Annotated in this window: 15 protein-coding genes; 8 read left to right on the top strand and 7 right to left on the bottom strand. The window is 60.4% G+C overall.

The window, feature by feature from the left end:
* Positions 1–118: 118 nt before the first annotated feature.
* Positions 119–1,204, bottom strand: coding sequence for a heat-inducible transcriptional repressor HrcA (hrcA, locus tag EV561_RS09475; RefSeq protein WP_132521622.1), 1,086 nt, complete (start codon positions 1,202–1,204; stop codon positions 119–121).
* 216 nt (positions 1,205–1,420) lie between these two features.
* Between hrcA and EV561_RS09470 the strand changes: the two genes are divergently transcribed.
* The 5 genes from EV561_RS09470 (at position 1,421) to hemW (ending at position 5,222) form a co-directional block, all read left to right on the top strand.
* Entirely contained in the window at positions 1,421–2,053 is a 633-nt protein-coding gene (locus EV561_RS09470; RefSeq protein ID WP_132520573.1) for a LysE family translocator, read from the top strand.
* 142 nt (positions 2,054–2,195) lie between these two features.
* Positions 2,196–2,912, top strand: coding sequence for a ribonuclease PH (gene rph / locus EV561_RS09465; protein ID WP_132520570.1), 717 nt, complete (start codon positions 2,196–2,198; stop codon positions 2,910–2,912).
* A gap of 19 nt (positions 2,913–2,931) precedes the next feature.
* A complete protein-coding gene (locus EV561_RS09460; RefSeq protein WP_132520566.1) occupies positions 2,932–3,351 on the top strand; it encodes a VOC family protein in 420 nt (139 codons plus the stop codon).
* Positions 3,352–3,362: 11 nt separating this feature from the next.
* Positions 3,363–4,007: an RdgB/HAM1 family non-canonical purine NTP pyrophosphatase gene (rdgB, locus tag EV561_RS09455; RefSeq protein WP_132520563.1), complete on the top strand. Its 645-nt coding sequence runs from the start codon at positions 3,363–3,365 to the stop codon at positions 4,005–4,007.
* A gap of 9 nt (positions 4,008–4,016) precedes the next feature.
* Positions 4,017–5,222, top strand: coding sequence for a radical SAM family heme chaperone HemW (gene hemW / locus EV561_RS09450; protein WP_245512637.1), 1,206 nt, complete (start codon positions 4,017–4,019; stop codon positions 5,220–5,222).
* Positions 5,223–5,283: 61 nt separating this feature from the next.
* On the opposite strand, the gene EV561_RS09445 is transcribed toward hemW, so the two are convergent.
* The 6 genes from EV561_RS09445 to mutM form a co-directional block, all read right to left on the bottom strand.
* Positions 5,284–6,201 (bottom strand): DMT family transporter, encoded by a 918-nt coding sequence (locus tag EV561_RS09445; RefSeq protein WP_132520560.1) that lies wholly within the window; start codon positions 6,199–6,201, stop codon positions 5,284–5,286.
* Positions 6,202–6,368: 167 nt separating this feature from the next.
* Positions 6,369–7,451 carry a saccharopine dehydrogenase C-terminal domain-containing protein gene (locus tag EV561_RS09440; protein WP_132520557.1) on the bottom strand — a complete coding sequence of 361 codons (1,083 nt, stop codon included), beginning with the start codon at positions 7,449–7,451 and terminating at the stop codon, positions 6,369–6,371.
* A gap of 134 nt (positions 7,452–7,585) precedes the next feature.
* Positions 7,586–9,142, bottom strand: coding sequence for a chromosomal replication initiator protein DnaA (gene dnaA / locus EV561_RS09435; protein ID WP_132520554.1), 1,557 nt, complete (start codon positions 9,140–9,142; stop codon positions 7,586–7,588).
* Between the two features lie 861 nt (positions 9,143–10,003).
* On the bottom strand, positions 10,004–10,279 hold the full coding sequence (rpsT, locus tag EV561_RS09430; RefSeq protein ID WP_132520551.1) for a 30S ribosomal protein S20: 276 nt from the start codon (positions 10,277–10,279) through the stop codon (positions 10,004–10,006).
* Between the two features lie 202 nt (positions 10,280–10,481).
* Positions 10,482–11,255, bottom strand: coding sequence for an enoyl-CoA hydratase (locus tag EV561_RS09425; RefSeq protein WP_132520548.1), 774 nt, complete (start codon positions 11,253–11,255; stop codon positions 10,482–10,484).
* A 17-nt stretch (positions 11,256–11,272) separates the two neighbouring features.
* Positions 11,273–12,163 (bottom strand): bifunctional DNA-formamidopyrimidine glycosylase/DNA-(apurinic or apyrimidinic site) lyase, encoded by an 891-nt coding sequence (mutM, locus tag EV561_RS09420; RefSeq protein WP_132520545.1) that lies wholly within the window; start codon positions 12,161–12,163, stop codon positions 11,273–11,275.
* A gap of 185 nt (positions 12,164–12,348) precedes the next feature.
* Here mutM and ubiE point away from each other — a divergent pair, with 185 nt between their 5' ends.
* The 3 genes from ubiE to EV561_RS09405 all read left to right on the top strand — a co-directional run bounded on the left by ubiE (position 12,349) and on the right by EV561_RS09405 (position 16,508).
* On the top strand, positions 12,349–13,125 hold the full coding sequence (gene ubiE, locus EV561_RS09415) for a bifunctional demethylmenaquinone methyltransferase/2-methoxy-6-polyprenyl-1,4-benzoquinol methylase UbiE (protein WP_132520542.1): 777 nt from the start codon (positions 12,349–12,351) through the stop codon (positions 13,123–13,125).
* 62 nt (positions 13,126–13,187) lie between these two features.
* Positions 13,188–14,762 (top strand): 2-polyprenylphenol 6-hydroxylase, encoded by a 1,575-nt coding sequence (ubiB, locus tag EV561_RS09410; protein ID WP_132520539.1) that lies wholly within the window; start codon positions 13,188–13,190, stop codon positions 14,760–14,762.
* 114 nt (positions 14,763–14,876) lie between these two features.
* Positions 14,877–16,508, top strand: a complete 1,632-nt coding sequence (locus tag EV561_RS09405) for an aromatic amino acid lyase (RefSeq protein ID WP_132520536.1) — start codon at positions 14,877–14,879, stop codon at positions 16,506–16,508.
* The last annotated feature ends 1 nt before the right edge of the window (position 16,509 follow it).

Raw genomic sequence — 16,509 nt, 5'->3', positions numbered from 1 at the left:
CCGAATAGTATTGTCCTTGGGATTTGCCCCCGATATCGAGGTTTGGCTCGGAAAAATCAAGACTTTGTCGCGAAGAAGCCTTGTTCTCCACGGCCATTCGACCTTGAAGCACGCTTCGTCAGGAGCCGGGCCTCGACATCCTGGAAATCAGCTGGGCGGTATAATCCACCATAGGGACGATGCGGGCATAGTTGAGGCGTGTCGGGCCGATTACGCCGACAGCGCCGACAACCTTGTCGTCTTCATCCCGGTAGGGCGCAACGATCAGCGAGGAGCCGGAGAGCGAAAACAGTTTGTTTTCCGAGCCGATGAAGATGCGCACACCCGGGCCGCTCTCCGCCAGATTGAGAATCTCGATCAGGCTGTCCTTCTTTTCGAGATCATCGAAAAGCAGCCGTAGCCGATCGAGATCGTCCGCGCCGACATCTGCGAGAAGGTTGGAGCGACCGCGCACGATCAGTTGGCCCGGCTTGCTCTCGTCTCCGTCGCCGGACCATACCGCGATGCCTCGTTCGACGAGTTCCCTTGACAGAATGTCGAGCTCATGACGGACATTTTCCTTCAGCGACTGAAGCTGCTTGCGCAGTTCCGGCAGCGTCTGGCCCGTCATGTGGGCATTCAGGAAATTCGCCGCTTCCGTCAGCTGGGACGATGTTACGCCGGCTGGCAGCTCGATAATGCGGTTTTCCACCTGGTCATGGTCGCCGACGAGAACCGCAAGAGCCTTCGTCGGCTCGAGGCGAATGAATTCGACATGCTTTAGCACCGCATCGTTCTTGGCGGTTATGACGAGACCGGCACCGCGGGAAATGCCCGACAACATGCGGCTTGCTTCGCTCATGACGGCTTCCATCGGCTGGTCGCGGTTGCTGCCGCGAACCTGCCGGTCGATGTTGGCGCGGTCTTCGGCCGAGAGATCGCCGACCTGCATGAAGGCATCGACGAAAAAGCGCAATCCGACCTGGGTCGGCAACCGTCCTGCACTGATATGCGGGGAATAGATCAGGCCGAGCTCTTCCAGATCGCTCATCACGTTGCGCACGGATGCCGGCGAAAGGGACATCGGCAGCAAACGGGAGAGATTGCGGGAGCCAAGCGGTTCGCCGTGCTCAAGATAGCTTTCGACGATGCGGCGGAAGATTTCCTTCGAGCGTTCGTCCAGCGCAGTAGCGGCATCAGAAACCGGCGTTGTCGGGAACCCCATCTCGTTCTTCAAATCCACTCCGTTGATCCTTGGTAAGGATATAATCAATCAACCGGCATTGGCAAAAGGGAAAATACTGTCGATGAAGCCGACGGCGCGGTCTTGGCTTGCATTTAACCTGAATGTGATTTCGGCCCATCTTTAACGATGAACTATTGCAATCGCGGGAGGCGATGATAGACGGGAATTCCGGCTCTGTTTCAAAGGGAAATTTTCATGCCGGATTCTTCCACATTATTGCTTTTCGCCGCCGCGTCTTTGGTCCTCACCGCAACGCCCGGTCCCGATATGCTGCTGATTGCGTCGCGGAGTGTCAGCCAGGGGCGATCTGCAGGATTTCTCACCTATGCGGGAATAGCTGCCGGCACGTATTGCCACGCTATCGCGGCCGGGCTTGGGCTATCCCGCCTCTTTCTCACCGTGCCTGTCGCCTACGAAGTCGTGCGCTGGGCCGGCTGCGTCTATCTGCTCTATCTCGCCTACAAGACGGTCAGAACACGAGGATCCGCCTTCGCTCCCTCTTCCTCGCTCATGCGACGCTCGGGCAAGCGGATTTTCGTGGAAGGTCTCGCCACCAATCTCCTCAACCCGAAAATGGCGCTTTTCGTGCTGGCGCTCTTTCCGCAATTCGTCGAGCCAGCAGGTAGCCCTCTGCTCCTGCAGATGGTTCTCCTCGCTACGATCTTGAACGGAGTGGGCTTCATCGTGAACGGCACCGTCATCTATTTGGGAAGCCACATCCGCACCCGGCTCTCTGCAATTCGCCGTTTTCCCAGGCTCCCTCAGTATCTGCTTGCGACCGTCTTTACCGGATTGGCGTGCCGTCTGGCTCTCGGAACGGGAAACTAAAACCCTTCGAGGTCCTGAGGCAGAGGAGCGCAATGATGAGCATTTCGTATTTTGACCCACGGCTCGTGGTTCCGGCCTGCTTTTTCTTTGCAAAAGGCAGTAACCAATCGTAGAAGCGGGTCATCAACATCAGGAGAAAAGAATGCGCCCTTCAGGCAGAAAAACCGACCAGATGCGCAAGGTCTCGTTCGAGCGCAATTTTTCCAAGCATGCCGAGGGATCGTGCCTGGTGAAGTTCGGCGATACCCATGTGCTCTGCACGGCGAGCCTGGAAGAAAAGACGCCGCCGTGGCTGCGCAACACCGGCAAGGGCTGGGTCACCGCCGAATACGGCATGCTGCCGCGCGCGACCGGCGAGCGCATGAAGCGTGAAGCTGCCGCCGGCAAGCAGGGCGGCCGCACCCAGGAAATCCAGCGCCTGATCGGTCGCTCGCTGCGCGCCGTGGTCGACCTGGTGGCGCTCGGCGAACGCCAGATCACCATCGACTGCGACGTCATCCAGGCCGATGGCGGCACGCGTACGGCATCGATAACAGGCGGCTGGATCGCGCTCTACGATTGCCTGAAATGGATGGAAAGCCGCAACATGATCAAGGTCGACCGGGTGCTGAAGGACCATGTCGCCGCCATCTCCTGTGGCATCTTTGCCGGCCAGCCGGTCATCGACCTCGACTATCTCGAGGATTCATCCGCCGAGACCGACGCCAATTTCGTCATGACCGGCGCCGGCGGCATCGTCGAGATCCAGGGCACGGCGGAAGGCACGCCATTCTCGGAAGAAGAATTCAGCGCGCTGATGGGCCTTGCCAAGGCCGGCATCGCCGATCTGGTGTCGCTGCAGAAGCAGACGGTCGCCTGACACCAAAGGGACGCAGCCGATGAACCCAATGCTGGAAGGCATTCTGGAGACCGCGCTCTACGCTGAAGATCTTGACGCAGCCGAAGCCTTCTATGAGGGCACGCTTGGGCTTTCGAAGATCACGCGGGCCGGCAACCGGCATGTCTTCTTCCGCTGCGGGCCGGGCGTTCTTCTGATCTTCAATCCGGCGGAAACGGTCAAGCTGCCGGCTGCCGATGCTGCCCTGCCCGTGCCGCCGCACGGCATGCATGGACAGGGACATGCCTGCTTCCGGGTGTCGAAAGAAAATATCGATGCCATGGCGGCGAGGCTGAAAGCTGCCGGCGTCGCCATCGAAGCCGACTTTCATTGGCCGAACGGCGGCCGTTCGATCTATTTCAGAGACCCTGATGGCAACAGCCTGGAATGTGCCGAAGCCGTGATCTGGGGTCTCGTTTAAGGATTTTTTGAATGCGCAAGCTCGATACGAAGACCATCGTGGTCGCCAGCCACAATGCCGGAAAAATCCGCGAGATTGCGGATCTGATCGGCCCCTTCGGGTTTACCGCGAAATCCGCTGCGGAACTCAACTTCATCGAACCCGATGAAACGGGCACGACGTTTGAGGAAAATGCCACGATCAAGGCGCTCGCTTCGGCCCATGCTTCCGGTCTGCCGGCGCTTTCCGACGATTCCGGCCTCGTCGTCGACGCTCTTGGCGGCGATCCGGGCGTCTATACCGCCAACTGGGCGGAGACGGCTGAAGGCACGCGCGATTTCGCCATGGCGATGCGCAAGGTCGAGGACGCGCTGGAGAAGGTAGGGGCGAAGGCGCCTGAAAGCCGTACAGCCCGTTTTGTCAGCGTTCTCTGCCTTGCCTGGCCCGACGGCCACACCGAGCTTTTTCGCGGCCAAGTCGAAGGCACGGTCGTCTGGCCGCCGCGTGGCGGCCAAGGCTTCGGCTACGATCCCGTCTTCCAGCCTCAGGGCTATGACGTCACTTTCGGCGAGATGAGCGCCGAACAGAAGCATGGCTGGAAACCAGGCGAGCCTCAGGCCCTGTCGCATCGCGCCCGGGCGTTCAAAATCTTTGTCGAAACCTGCCTGGAAGCGTAAGGTCAAGCGGTGGACACTCTCGATTCGCCAAGCCATGGCCTACGTAATACGCCCCTGCTTCCCGATACCGGCGAACCCGGTTTTGGCGTCTATGTGCATTGGCCTTTTTGCGCGGCAAAATGCCCCTACTGCGACTTCAACAGCCATGTCCGGCATCAGCCCGTCGACCAGGAGCGCTTCACCGCTGCTTTCCTGAAGGAGATGGCGACGATGCGCGCCATCAGCGGGCCGAAGACCGTCACCAGCATCTTTCTCGGTGGCGGCACGCCTTCCCTGATGAAGCCGGAAACCGTCGATGCGATCCTTGAGGGGATTGCCAAGAATTGGCATGTGCCCGATGGCATCGAGATCACCATGGAGGCCAATCCATCGAGCGTGGAAGCCGAGCGCTTCCGCGGTTATCGCGCGGCCGGCGTCAATCGCGTTTCCATGGGCGTGCAGGCGCTGAACGATCGCGACCTGAAATTCCTTGGTCGGCTGCACAATGTCGAGGATGCGCTGAAGGCGATCAAGCTGGCGCGCGAGATCTTTCCGCGCATGTCTTTCGACCTGATCTACGCCCGCCCTGATCAAACGGTCGAGGAATGGGAACGGGAGCTGAAAGAAGCCATTTCCTATGCCGTCGACCATCTGTCGCTCTATCAGCTGACGATCGAGGAAGGCACGCCCTTCTTCGGCCTGCACAAGGCGGGCAAGCTGATCGTGCCCGATGGCGAGCAATCGGCGCTTCTCTACGAGGCGACGCAGGAGATCACGGCGCGCGAGGGGCTTCCGGCCTATGAAGTGTCCAACCACGCCCGTCCCGGCGCTGAAAGCCGGCACAATCTCACCTACTGGCGCTATGGCGACTATGCAGGCATCGGGCCTGGCGCCCATGGCAGGCTGACGCGGGGCCACGAGAAACTGGCAACCGCGACCGAGCGCAAGCCCGAGACCTGGCTCGACATGGTGGAACGCGAGGGCGACGGCATGATCGATCGGGAAATGCTCGGTTATGACGAGCAAGCCGACGAGCTGTTGCTGATGGGCCTGCGGTTGAAAGAGGGTATCGATCTCGTCCGTTGGCAAGAGCTTTCCGGCCGCGACCTTGATCCGAAACGCGAGGAATTCCTGCTGGAGCACGGCTTTATCGAGCGGCTCGGCAATTCCCGCCTGCGCTGCACGCCGTCGGGCATGCTGATCCTCGATTCCGTGGTCGCCGATCTCGCCTGCTAGAAGCAATTCCAGCAAAAGTGCGCAGCGGTTTTGCGTCCGGAATTGCAGAAGGCTCCAAGGCTCAGGCGATCCGCTTTTTCCTGAAGCTTAACAATCGCCCGTCGATCGCGGCAAGTCCGATCGCGATCAGCGCCATTCCGACGAGATGCCTGCCCTCAAGATGCTCGCCGAGGACGGCAGCGCCCAAGAGGATGGCGCTGACGGGGATGAGAAAGGTCACCAGCATCAGATTGGTGGCACCTGCTGTCGCCAGGATACGGAAGAAGAGAACATAGGCGATTGCCGTCGAAAGCAGCGCGAGGCCGAGCAGAGCCAGCCATGTCTCGGCAGAGGGCATTGCGAGCGTCCAGGGGTGATCGGCGATCAGAGCAATCGGCAGCATCAGGACCGTGGATGCCGTGACCTGACCTGCGGCCGGGATGAGCGGCGCCATGCCCATGCGGCGGAAACGGCGACCCCATATGCCCGCCAGAGAGTACGACACGGCAGCACCCAGGACCGCGAGTTGGGCCAGAAGGTTTGAACCGAGATCGCCCAGCGCTTTAAAGCCGATCATATAGGCGACGCCGGCGAAACCGACCACGACGCCGACCAGCCGATTTGCCGTCATCTTCTCGTCGGTCGTCAGCAGATGCGCGACCACGACGGCAAAGAGCGGCGTTGTCGCATTGAGGATGGAAGCGAGGCCGCTTGCGATATGGGTCTGGCCCCAGACGATCAAGCAGAAGGGGATCATATTGTTCAGAATCCCCATGCCGAAGAAAGCAGCCCAGGATTTTCCGTCCCGCGGCATGGCTTGACCCGTGGCGCGGACAAAGAGGTTCAGCGCAATGGCCGCAAACAGCACCCGGCCGGTGACGATCGTAAAGGGCGGCAATGTCTTTACCAGAATACCGTTGAAGAAGAAGGAACCGCCCCAGAGGATCGACAGGGCGATCAGCATCGTCCATTCCGCCGCGCCCATCTGTTTGCTCGACATATCCGCTCCTCCGCATCGTCTTTTCTTATCGAATAGAGATTGGCGATGATTGGAGCCACCCGTTTCCTGCGGCTTCGCTTTCTCGCTGACGCCGCGGTTCTTCGTGAAACGGAAATTGGCGGAGGCCGCTGGCTGCCGACCGAGGCGGCCGGCAGCCAGGCAAAGCCTTAGGACCGGCCGGTTACGCCGCCCTTGAAAAGGCTGCCGGTGCGTGTGCGCAGGAACATTTCCAGCGGGATATGCTCCTGATGCAGGAAGCCGGTCTCAGGCAGCAGCCCGTCGCGGACCATCTCGATGATGGCGACGACCGAGGCCGAGGTGGTCCAGGAGATGGCCGTGCGCCGCTCGCCGGCAATTTCGATCGGATAATAAGCGCGCACGAACTCCCTGCGGCGCAGGCTGCCATTCTCCGTGCCTTCCGCCGAGACATGGACATAGACGACATCATCCTCGACCGGCGGCTTGGCTTCCGTCAGGATCTCGCCCGCCAGCTTGCGATGATCACGCATCAGAAGTTCGTGGAAGAAGAAGTTCATCAGCTCCATATGGCCGGGATAGCGCATGGTCTTGTAGTCGAGATTGTCGACGCGGCCGAGCATGGTGCTGCACATGGTTCCAAGCCCGCCTGAAGTCGTGAAGGCCTCGAGCTTGACGCCGTTCACGTAGAGGATCTCGTGCCATTCCATCGGCGAGACCAGCTTTCGCACGCCGCCCTCGATGACCTCGCAATCGTTGAGATATTCGTTGACGACGCCCTCCGGCGACCAGTTGAACGCATAGCCCAAAAGACCGGTCGGATGCTGCGGAAGAGCGCCGACGCGCATGCGCACCGACCGGCAGCGATCAAAGCCGTCGGCAAGGCTCGCCCCGACAATGCCGACGAAGCCGGGCGCCAGGCCGCATTGCGGCGCCATCAGCCCGCGGGCAGTGCGGGAAAGCTCGATGATGCCGTTGGTGGTGGGCACATCCTCGGTCAGATCGAAATAATGGATGCCGGCAAGATGCGCGATCCGCGCTAGTTCGGCATTGAGATGAAACGGCAGGCAGGAGAGTACCGCCTCCACTTTCGAAAACAATTCGCCGATGACCGCACCATTGGTGACGTCGCCCGCCTCGCATTGAAAGGGAAGGACGTCCCTCGGCAATTGCATATCGACGCCGGTGACGACGAAGCCGCTTTCATGCAGCAATGTGGCTGCAAGCCGTCCGACCTTGCCCAATCCAAGAACGGCGATTCTTTCAAAATTCATGCAGTTTCTCCCAATGGAATCGCTCCTCGCGAGACCGACTCTCTCCCCTTCCATGTCTATAGAATAAAAAACTTATAAAAGAAAACGGCCGGCGATGACGCCGGCCGTTCGGGCAAGACGGGAAAATCCTGCCTTTATTCGTTGATCAGACGCTTCAGAAGCTCGATCTCGTGGGACAGCTTGCTGTCGCCGGAAATCAGTTCCTCGATCTTGCGGACAGCATGCAACACCGTCGTATGGTCACGCCCGCCGAAGCGACGGCCGATCTCCGGGAAGGAGCGCGGGGTCAGCGTCTTCGACAGATACATGGCGATCTGGCGTGGCTTGACGATGACGCGCGTGCGGCGGTTCGAGACCAATTCCTGACGCGAGACATTGTAGTGACGAGCGACGATGCGCTGGATGTCCTCGATGCGGACCCGGCGCGGCTCGCCGGAACCGACGAGATGGGCCAGCAGTTCGTCGACGCGCTCGACCGTCAGGTTCGGCTCGAAGGAACGGCGGAAGAGCAGCTGGTTGAAGGCGCCTTCCAGTTCGCGGCCGCTCGCCGTGACGTTTCTTGCGACGTGTGAGAGCAGGTCGGCGGGAATATCCAGCGACGGATCTTCCTGACGGGCCACTTCGAGACGGCGCTTGAGGATTTCGAGGCGCATTTCATAGTCCGGTGCCTCGACTTCGATGGCGACGCCGCCCTGCAGGCGGGACCGCACGCGCGGATCGAGCGATTCCAGCTCCCATGGGGCGCGATCGGCCGCAACGACGACCTGCTTGGCGCTGTCGAGCAGCATGTTGAGCAGATGGCAGAACTCGTGCTGGATCATCTTGCCCTGCAGGAACTGCATGTCGTCGATGATCAGAAGGTCGATGTTGCGCAGCGAATCCTTCAGCGTCAGCGCATCATTGTCGCGGATCGCGGTTGCGAAACGCCACATGAAATATTCCGCCGTGAGATAGACGACGCGCAGTCCGCGCGGGTTCTGCACGGCGGCATTGGCGATCGCCTGCAGAAGATGCGTCTTGCCGAGACCGACAGACGAATGGACGAAAAGCGGATTGAACCGGACAGCGCCGGGGCCGGCTTCCGCGATGGTCTTGGCTGCTGCAAGACTGATGCGGTTGGAGCTGCCCTCGACATAGGTGTCGAAGGTAAACCGCGAGTCGAGTGGCGAGCCGAAGAGCGGCGAGCCAAAACTGGCGGGACGGGCAGAAGCGACAGCACTGACAGCCTGTGCTACTGCCTGACCGGCGGGCTGAGCCGCCGGACGACGGATCTGCGCAACCGACGCAGGTTCAGGCAGAGACAGTTGCTCATCCGCGTTAGGCGCCTTAACGCCCCCACGGGTAGCCGTACGCACTAAAATTTCGACTTTGAGAATTTCCGCATCTTCTGCCTGGAACAGGCCGGTAATCAGATCGAGATAGCGGTTGTTGATCCAGGATTTGAGAAAAGTCGTCGGAACACTCAACCGAACGACACTTTTCGAGACCGAATGCAATTTGAGACGCGCAAACCAACTCGCATAGACATCGGGACCGACCTGAGCCTTCAAGCGCGCGCTAACACGCTCGAACAGAATGCTATGCTTCATGTCTCCTTTTTCCCCCGCCGCTTCAAGGCAAACCGAGCCGAGAGCCTGCTGTGCATTGTCCCCTTGCTTCAATGCACCGGCCGTCATCGTATTCATTTGCATTATTGCCGCCTTCCAAAAATTCATTCGTATCGGGCAAAACGGAAACCGCCGTCCGATGCTTAGCCAAATGGTCTGGGACCGCTCCTCGCGAGCAGCCACATACCGGTTCATCAGCCATCGCCCCCTACCCGAAGGGCGTGCGCAAGAGGCTGCGGCGAAAACTGCAATCAAGCAGTTTGCGTCATACCTTCCTGCCAGGGCAGTCGCTCAGTCCTCGTTTCCGACCGGCTGCACCCGCATGGCTTTCAATTTTTCTCCCCTGCCCCTGCAGCCTTGCTTGGATTGGCTGCCTGAGGTGACAAGTTCCCACGACCGGAAACATCGCTGCTTCCGGGGTTCACCCGTCAACTGTTTGAAAGACCGGAATATTTCATCCGTCACAAGGGACAAAAGACCACCCACGCCGCCTTGAATGGCAGTGTTCGCGTAAGCCGTTTCAGGTGATGTCCGCGCCCCTTGTTGGATTGCATTTAGGCAGGATCACCGACGGGAATCAACGATGAATTTTACGCAAAATTAAGAGCCGGCCATTGACTCAGGATCGCATTTTTGACTGTCACACCGTCGTCAAAAAAGAATCGCTTTTGAATCAAGGGGATTCCCCGATGGTGCGATTCCGCCACGCCCTGAAACAAAAAAAATAATAAACTGCTTGACTCATCTGGTAGCCGGCAGCCAATCCGAGGCATCGCGCGGCGTTGGAGCAACCTGCCATAAATCATTGTTTTTAAATGATTTTTTCTGTCATCGCACTGACATGGACAGGTGTTGCAAATTAACCATTTGGGTGAGTTTTGTACGAATCCAAAAAGCCCGGCCAAAGGACCGGGCTCATCGTAACGCTATAATTGTTAACGAAATTTAAGCGGTTGCCGTCGACAGCGCCTTAACGCGCTTGGCAAGACGCGAGACCTTGCGGGACGCCGTGTTGGCGTGAAGGACGCCCTTCGTTGCCGCGCGCTGCAGTTCCGGCTGCACGACTCGGAAAGCTTCCTTGGCGCGATCGGCATCACCAGATGCGAGGGCCTCTTCGACCTGGCGAACGAAAGTGCGAACGCGCGAGCGACGAGCCTTGTTGACTTCGGTGCGGCGTGCGATCTTGCGGGTCGCTTTCTTCGCCGAGTTGGTATTGGCCATGTATGCCTCTCTCAAGAATTCGAACAAAACTCCGCTATTGCCGCGTCAGGCCCTGCGGCCGTTTCATCCAGCAATGCGGGAGCAATTGCGGAAAACCAGATCGGCTTTCCAAACTGTGGCGGGCATATAGCTCTATTGAGCCCCGGCGTCAACGCGGATTCTTAGCAAATCCGCCAAAACCCGCCACATCACGCGGCAGGCCTCATCGGTTCTTGAACGCCGGCTTGCGCTTTTCAATGAAGGCCGCCATGCCCTCTTTCTGATCCTCGGTCGCAAAGAGGCTGTGAAAGAGGCGCCGCTCGAAACGCAGGCCTTCCTCCAGCGTGGTCTCCAGAGCCCGGTTGACGGCCTCCTTGGCCATCATGACTGACGGGCGCGACAGGGAGGCAATCTTTGCGGCTGCCGCCAGTGCCTCATCGAGAAGCTTGTCAGCCGGCACCACGCGGGCAACAAGACCCGAGCGTTCCGCTTCCGCCGCATCCATCATGCGGCCGGTCAATATCAGATCCATTGCCTTCGCCTTGCCGACCGAGCGGATCAGGCGCTGCGAGCCGCCCATGCCGGGAATGACGCCGAGCGTGATCTCCGGCTGGCCGAACTTGGCCGTGTCCGACGCAATGATGAAATCGCACATCATGGCAAGCTCGCAGCCGCCGCCGAGCGCAAAGCCGCTGACGGCTGCGATGACGGGCTTGCGCGCCTTGGCGATTTCTTCCCAACCACTGATGAAGTCGCTCTTATATATGTCGGCGAATTCGAGGGGCTGCATTTCCTTGACGTCGGCGCCGGCGGCAAAGGCCTTCTCCGATCCGGTCAGCACGATCGCGCCGATCGCCTCATCCGCATGAAAGGCAGCATAGGCCTGCTTGAGCTCCGCCAGCACCGTGGAATTCAGCGCATTCAGCGCCTGCGGTCGGTTGATGCGGACCAGGCCCACGGCTCCATGCGTTTCGACAACAAGCGTTTCGTAGCTCACAGCTCTTCTCCCTCGACTTATTTCTGACAGGTGGCGCAATAGAAGGTGGAACGCCCCGCCTGCACGATGCGCGAAATCGTACCGCCGCATCCCGGCGTTCGGCAAGCCTCGCCTTCCCGGTCATAGACGGAGAAGGAGTGCTGGAAATAACCGAGCGAGCCATCCGTCTGGATATGATCGCGCAGGGACGAACCGCCGGCGGCGATCGCATCGGCAATGACGTCGCGAATGGATGAGACGAGCAGGGTCAGCTCTTCTTTCGGCTTGCCGGATTTGGCAACCAGCGTGCCTGCCGCGCGGGTGGGCAAAAGGTGGGAGCGCCACAGCGCCTCGCACACATATATATTGCCGAGGCCCGCTATGTTCTTCTGATCGAGCAGGGCGCTCTTCAGCGGCTGCGCCTTGTCCTTGAAGCGCTCGGCCAGATAGTCGGCATCAAGCGAATTACCTGTCGGCTCCGGCCCGAGATCGCGAAAGGACGGGTGGAAGGCAAGCTCGCTGCGCCGGGCCATGTCCATGAAGCCGAAGCGGCGAGGATCGTTATAGATGACGCGGCTGCGGCCTTTCTCGCCCTCAAGATGAAAAATCACGTGATCGTGTTTCTCGTCTTTCGAGCGCGGATGGTGAAAATCACCCGGAATATCGTCCCGCCCGCCCGCCTCGATACGGAAGGAGCCGGACATGCCGAGATGGGCAATCAGGGTCATGCCGTCGTCGAAATCGATCAGCAGATACTTGGCGCGACGGGACAGGCCGATGATGCGCCGCCCGGCGGCAAGCTTGGCAAGCTCGGGCGGAAAGGGGAATCTGAGGTCGCCGCGGCGCAGCTCCAGCTCGGTCAGCAGGGCGCCTTCCATCGTCGGCGCCAGGCCGCGCCGGACGGTCTCGACCTCTGGCAATTCGGGCATGATGATCCATCTTTATATTTCAGCCGCTTGCAATGGGCGATCAGCAAGATGAGCTTTAATTTAACCTCGTCTTGATCTAAACCAGCGCCAACGTGCCACGGCGTGTTAGCTTGGCCCTTGAGATAGCGTGGTGTCGGCGGTTTCGCTATGGTCACCGTTGCGATTTATGGAATGGAGTAGAGTTGATGGCACAAAGCCGCACCTCCGCCGATGGCGGCATGGAAACGTCCTACGGCTTCCGCGAGGTGGCAGACGGCGAAAAGCAGGGTCTGGTCAACGAGGTCTTCCACAAGGTCGCCAAGCGCTACGACGTCATGAACGACGTGATGTCCATGGGCATGCATCGCGCCTGGAAGGATGCGATGATTTCCGCGCTCAATCCGCGCAAGGATTCCTCCTACAAAGTTCTCGACGTCGCCGGCGGCACGGGCGACATCGCCTTCCGCATCGTCGAGGCATCCAACCGGCTGGCGCATGCCACCGTTCTCGACATCAACGGTTCAATGCTGGCAGTCGGCTCGGAGCGGGCAGAAAAGAAAAAGCTCTCCGACAACCTCACTTTCGTCGAGGCGAATGCAGAGGACCTGCCTTTCGAGGCAAATTCCTTCGACGCCTATACGATCGCCTTCGGCATCCGCAACGTGCCGCGCATCGATGTGGCGCTGAAGGAAGCCTTTCGCGTATTGAAGCGCGGCGGGCGGCTTCTGGTGCTGGAATTCTCCGAGGTCGACATGCCATTGCTCGACCGCGTCTACGAGGCATGGTCGTTCAACGCCATCCCGCGCTTCGGCAAGGCGATAACGGGCGATGCGGAGCCCTACCAGTATCTGGTGGAATCGATCCGCAAGTTCCCGAACCAGCAGGATTTCGCAACGATGATCCGCGAAGCCGGATTTTCGCGCGTGACCTATACCAATTACACCGGCGGCATTGCGGCGCTGCATTCCGGCTGGAAGCTTTAGGGCATGATGCTGAAGACTGCGAAACGGCTTGCCGTTAACACGCTGCGGGCCGGACAAACACGATGAGTGCTTTCGGCGCATATTTCGGGCTCCTCAGGGTGGGCTGGGTGCTGGTGCGCGAGGGTGTCGTCTCCGCGCTGCCATCAGAAGGGCTTCCCCCCTCCGTTAGCCTGGCAAAATCCTTTGTCAGCATGTTTGCCCGAGGCGGCTCCAAGAACCAGGCGCGCAGCGACCGGCTTTCCAAGGCCGTCGAGCGGCTTGGCCCTTCCTATGTGAAGATCGGCCAGTTCCTGGCGACGCGTCCGGATGTCGTCGGCGTCGAATTCGCCAACGACCTGTCGCAGCTTCAAGACCGCATGGCCTTCTTTCCTGTTGCTGCGGCAAAGGCCAATATCGAGGGCTCGCTGGGCCGTCCGCTCGATGAACTCTATGCCAGCTTCGGCGACCCGATCGCCGCCGCCTCGATCGCGCAGGTGCATCCCGCCGAGATCGATACGCCCGAGGGGCGCAAGAAGGTCGCCGTCAAGGTCGTGCGACCGGGTGTCCGGCAGCGCTTCGCCAACGATCTTGCGGCCATGTACATGGTCGCGGGATTGCAGGAGCGCTTCATGCCCTCCAGCCGCCGCCTGCGGCCGGTCGAGGTGACGAAGACGCTGGAGCAGACGACCAAGGTCGAGATGGATCTGCGTCTGGAAGCTGCCGCCTTGTCGGAAATTGCCGAGAACACGGAAAAAGATCCCGGTTTCCGCGTGCCTAAGGTGGATTGGGAACGCACCGGCCGCGACGTCATCACCATGGAGTGGATCGACGGCATCAAAATGTCCGATGTCGAGGCGCTCAAGGCGTCCGGTCACGACCTCAACGCGCTCGCCGACATCCTCATCCAGTCCTTCCTGCGCCACACGCTGCGCGACGGCTTCTTCCATGCCGACATGCATCCGGGCAATCTCTTCGTCGCGCCCGATGGCATGATCGTCGCGGTCGACATGGGCATCGTCGGGCGGCTGGGCAAAAAGGAGCGCCGCTTCCTTGCCGAGATCCTCTACGGCTTTATTACCCGCGACTATCTTCGCGTCGCAGAGGTGCATTTCGAGGCAGGTTACGTGCCGGGCCATCACAATATGGAAAGCTTTGCCCAGGCGATCCGCGCCATCGGCGAACCGATCCACGGCCAGCCGGCCGAGACGATCTCGATGGGCAAGTTGCTGACGCTGCTGTTCGAAGTGACCGAACTCTTCGACATGGAAACGCGGCCCGAGCTTGTCATGCTGCAGAAGACGATGGTGGTGGTCGAGGGCGTATCGCGCATGCTCAATCCGCGTTTCAACATGTGGAAGGCATCCGAGCCCGTCGTCGGCGACTGGATTCGCACCAATCTCGGCCCGAAGCGCATCGTCGCCGACCTGCGCGACGGGCTCAAGGCCGCCGTCAAGCTGGCGGAAGCCGTCCCAGAAATTGCTGCCAAGACTGAGAAATTCCATCACGAACTGCTGCAGATGAGCGAGAACGGGCTTCGCTTTGACGCACAGACGGCAGAGGCGATCGGCAAGTCGGAGGCAAAGCACAATCGTTCCGCCCGAGTGGCGCTCTGGTTCATCGCGCTGGCGCTCATCTATATCGCCTGGCGGCTAAGCTGAGCTGCGGCACCCCTATCAGGGCCGCCGCACAAAAACATCACGTGTTCGATATTTGGGATATCCCTCCCTCCTTCATGGTCGCATAATCTTGCTGCAAAAGGAGAATCGAAACCCATGCAACGCCAGATGTCCGGCATCGAACTCACGGGCCAACCGCTGAGTTTCACCGATCTCTTGAGGATCGGAGCGGGCGTCACGATACCGACCGCTTGCGAAAAAGGCATGTTGCGGATCGCCGCTGCCCGCCAGATCGTTCAGGAGGCAATCGACTCCGGCATGCCCGTTTACGGGTCCACGACGGGCGTCGGCGCCATGAAGGATGTCGAATGGTCGGCCGATGAGCTGTCCGCCTTCAATCTCGGCCTGGTGCGCGCCCACCACTTCGGCACCGGCTCCCCCTTTCCCATGTCCGTCGTTCGCAATGCCATGGCGATCCGCGTCAACACGGCACTGACCGGACAGGTGGGCTGCACGCGGGAACTGATCGAATCCTACCTTCGGCTGCTCAACGCAGATGTCATTCCCGTGGTGCGCCGCACCGGCTCGATCGGCTGCGCCGATATCGGCCTGATGGGGCAGATCGGCGCCGTATTGACCGGCGTCGGCGAGGCGGTCTACCGCGGCCGCCGGATGCAGGCGGCGGAAGCCTTTGCCGCAGCGGGTCTCGAACCCATCAACATGGCGCCGCGCGACAGCCTGGCCTCCCTCAGCGTCAATGCGGTCAGTTTTGCGGCAGCGGCGGAAGCCACGCGCAATGCGGCCGCCTCGACCCGCATATTGCTTGCGACCGGCATGATGGCATCGGGTGCGCTCGGCGCCTCGCGCGATCCGTGGATTTCGGTGCGCCATGTCGGAACGGCGCGGGAGGCCTTGATCGGCTCCTGGCTCTGTAATGCTTCCGAGGACTGGCAGTGGCCGGTTGCCACCCATGTCCAGGACCCGCTCAGCCTGCGCATGATCGCCCAGGTCTTCGGCGCCGTCATAGAAAACCTGCTCTCGACAGGCCACAAGATCCTGGCCGCGACAGGCCGTTCCGACGACAACCCTGTTGTCGTCGAGGGTCGCGTGATGACATCGGGTGGATCGTTGCCGCTCGATGTGACGATCCTGCTCGAATCGGCAGCGCTCTGCATGGCGCATGCGGCGCGAAACGCCTTCAACCGCTGCGTCCTGCTCGGCAATGGGCAGCGCCGCGGGCTGCCGGTCAATCTGGTGCCGGAGGGCCGCATCGCGACCGGCTTCGGCCCGATCATCAAGCTCGCCGGCGAGATCTTCTCGCGGGTTCTTTCCATGACCAATCCGGTTTCGGCGCAGTCGCTGGTGGTTGCAGCCGGCATGGAAGACGAGGCGGCCTTCCTGCCGCTCGTTATCGAGCGTTTTGAACGGCAGATGCGGGCGCTGAAGCGTCTCGCCGCTTTGGAAGCGCTGCTCGCGGCCCAGGCGATAGACATTCTCGGCGACAAGCCGGATGGCGTCGGCAAGATGCTTTACGAGGTGGTGCGCCGCCATGCCGATTTCTATGTTGTCGACCGGCCGCTTTCGGCGGAGGTCGAGGCGATCGAGGAAGACCTTGCCTCGGACGATTTCATTTCCATGTTGATCGAGCATACGCCGATCGCGTCCTTCGATGACTTCTTCGCGCTGGGATCGGTGCGACGGGTGGAAGAGCGCTGGTGCCAGGAGCCGATCGCCGCGATGGCAGACATGGTGCGCGACACGCAGATTCGAACCAGCGAAAGGCAGTGAC

Origin of the sequence: Rhizobium sp. BK376 (assembly GCF_004341625.1) — a bacterium.
Classification (GTDB): Bacteria; Pseudomonadota; Alphaproteobacteria; order Rhizobiales; family Rhizobiaceae; genus Rhizobium.
The sequence above is the reverse complement of the archived record's forward strand: the minus strand, read 5'-3'. Positions and strand labels throughout refer to the sequence as shown.

Bases quoted from the DNA above. Each gene is read 5' to 3' on its own strand.
- ubiB (WP_132520539.1), top strand. From the start codon at position 13,188: ATGAGTGCTTTCGGCGCATATTTCGGGCTCCTCAGGGTGGGCTGGGTG.
- EV561_RS09445 (WP_132520560.1), bottom strand. From the start codon at position 6,201: ATGTCGAGCAAACAGATGGGCGCGGCGGAATGGACGATGCTGATCGCC.
- mutM (WP_132520545.1), bottom strand. From the start codon at position 12,163: ATGCCCGAATTGCCAGAGGTCGAGACCGTCCGGCGCGGCCTGGCGCCG.
- EV561_RS09405 (WP_132520536.1), top strand. From the start codon at position 14,877: ATGCAACGCCAGATGTCCGGCATCGAACTCACGGGCCAACCGCTGAGT.
- rpsT (WP_132520551.1), bottom strand. From the start codon at position 10,279: ATGGCCAATACCAACTCGGCGAAGAAAGCGACCCGCAAGATCGCACGC.
- EV561_RS09440 (WP_132520557.1), bottom strand. From the start codon at position 7,451: ATGAATTTTGAAAGAATCGCCGTTCTTGGATTGGGCAAGGTCGGACGG.
- EV561_RS09460 (WP_132520566.1), top strand. From the start codon at position 2,932: ATGAACCCAATGCTGGAAGGCATTCTGGAGACCGCGCTCTACGCTGAA.
- ubiE (WP_132520542.1), top strand. From the start codon at position 12,349: ATGGCACAAAGCCGCACCTCCGCCGATGGCGGCATGGAAACGTCCTAC.
- hrcA (WP_132521622.1), bottom strand. From the start codon at position 1,204: ATGGGGTTCCCGACAACGCCGGTTTCTGATGCCGCTACTGCGCTGGAC.
- dnaA (WP_132520554.1), bottom strand. From the start codon at position 9,142: ATGCAAATGAATACGATGACGGCCGGTGCATTGAAGCAAGGGGACAAT.
- EV561_RS09470 (WP_132520573.1), top strand. From the start codon at position 1,421: ATGCCGGATTCTTCCACATTATTGCTTTTCGCCGCCGCGTCTTTGGTC.
- rph (WP_132520570.1), top strand. From the start codon at position 2,196: ATGCGCCCTTCAGGCAGAAAAACCGACCAGATGCGCAAGGTCTCGTTC.
- rdgB (WP_132520563.1), top strand. From the start codon at position 3,363: ATGCGCAAGCTCGATACGAAGACCATCGTGGTCGCCAGCCACAATGCC.